Source organism: Halogeometricum sp. CBA1124, from assembly GCF_009741955.1.
GTDB lineage: Archaea > Halobacteriota > Halobacteria > Halobacteriales > Haloferacaceae > Halogeometricum > Halogeometricum rufum.
This window is the reverse complement of the sequence record NZ_WPCD01000383.1, coordinates 1-1,036: the sequence shown is the minus strand read 5'-3', so window position 1 is coordinate 1,036 and position 1,036 is coordinate 1. Positions and strand designations below refer to the sequence as shown.

The window sequence follows — 1,036 nt, the reverse complement described above, 5'->3', positions numbered from 1 at the left end:
GACAGCGACGCCCGCGACGACGGCAGACGCGACAGCGACGGACGCGACAGCGACGCCCGCGACGACGGCACCGGAGACGGGTGCCTCGATGCAGACGGCGCGCGAGTCGCTCCTCGAAGCCGTCACCCGACACGCGCGACGGGCGACGGCGGCGGACGAACCCCGTCGGGCCAAACAGCACCTCGAAGCGGCGCGCGAGGCGGCCGAAGCGCTCGACGCCCTCGGACGATAACACCTACCTCTTTGGATCTCCCTTCCGTACGGCGGATATGAAGATTCTCGCCCCCATCGACGGCTCCGACTGCAGCATCCGCGCCGTGGAGTTCGCCGTCGAACTCGCGGTCCGATTCGACGCCGAACTCCACGTCGTCCACTTCTCCGACAGCGAGACGGACGCGACGGACATCGTGTTGGACCGCGCGCGAGACGCCATCGCGGGTACCGACTTAGACTCGGAGCCGGAACTGTCGCTCCTGGAGTTGGACGTCGTCCCCGGAAATCAGGTCGGCAAGGAGATTCTGCGACTGGTGCGCGAACGCGACATCGACCACGTCGTGATGGGACACCACGGCTCCGGCACCATCGAGCGCGCCATCCTCGGGAGCGCGGCGGAGACGGTGGTGCGTGACGAGAGCGTTCCCGTCACCGTCGTCCCCTGAAGCCCCGAGTCGCGACGGGCGGTCGGTGGCCCGTCTCAGGCCGTCTGCGCGTCCGCCGAGAGCGCGTTCGCCGGGCCGGGCGTCCCGCCGCGGGAGCGTTGCGCGTAGTCGTACAACGCGCGCTCAGACTGGGGCGTCGACGTGCTGACCCCCACGCGTTCGGCGTCGGTCGGCGAATCCGTCTCGTGTTGCGGATCACCGTAGAACGACGGCACCACACCGCAGCCTGAGAAATTGGTACTCATTCTGTAGTAAATACTTGGCGTCGAGAGGATATAGTCGTTGCTCCGACAGTTATCGCGTGAAGCTCGTTCGCAGAATCTGAGATCCGCGGTGCGGGGGTCGGCTACTCGTACGCGACCCCGACCACGTCGCGG

Annotated in this window: 2 protein-coding genes and 1 pseudogene; 2 read left to right on the top strand and 1 reads right to left on the bottom strand. The window is 67.5% G+C overall.

The genetic code is table 11. The features are described from left to right. Together GJ632_RS22695 and GJ632_RS21690 are read left to right on the top strand one after the other, a co-directional pair. A pseudogene (locus tag GJ632_RS22695) lies at positions 1-232 on the top strand (hypothetical protein); the annotation flags it as partial. A 37-nt stretch (positions 233-269) separates the two neighbouring features. Then, positions 270-659: a universal stress protein gene (locus GJ632_RS21690; RefSeq protein WP_191453995.1), complete on the top strand. Its 390-nt coding sequence runs from the start codon at positions 270-272 to the stop codon at positions 657-659. Positions 660-694: 35 nt separating this feature from the next. Here GJ632_RS21690 and GJ632_RS21685 read toward each other — a convergent pair whose 3' ends face one another. Continuing rightward, positions 695-904, bottom strand: a complete 210-nt coding sequence (locus GJ632_RS21685; protein WP_191453994.1) for a hypothetical protein — start codon at positions 902-904, stop codon at positions 695-697. Positions 905-1,036: the final 132 nt, after the last annotated feature.

Bases quoted from the DNA above. Each gene is read 5' to 3' on its own strand.
- GJ632_RS21685 (WP_191453994.1), bottom strand. From the start codon at position 904: ATGAGTACCAATTTCTCAGGCTGCGGTGTGGTGCCGTCGTTCTACGGT.
- GJ632_RS21690 (WP_191453995.1), top strand. From the start codon at position 270: ATGAAGATTCTCGCCCCCATCGACGGCTCCGACTGCAGCATCCGCGCC.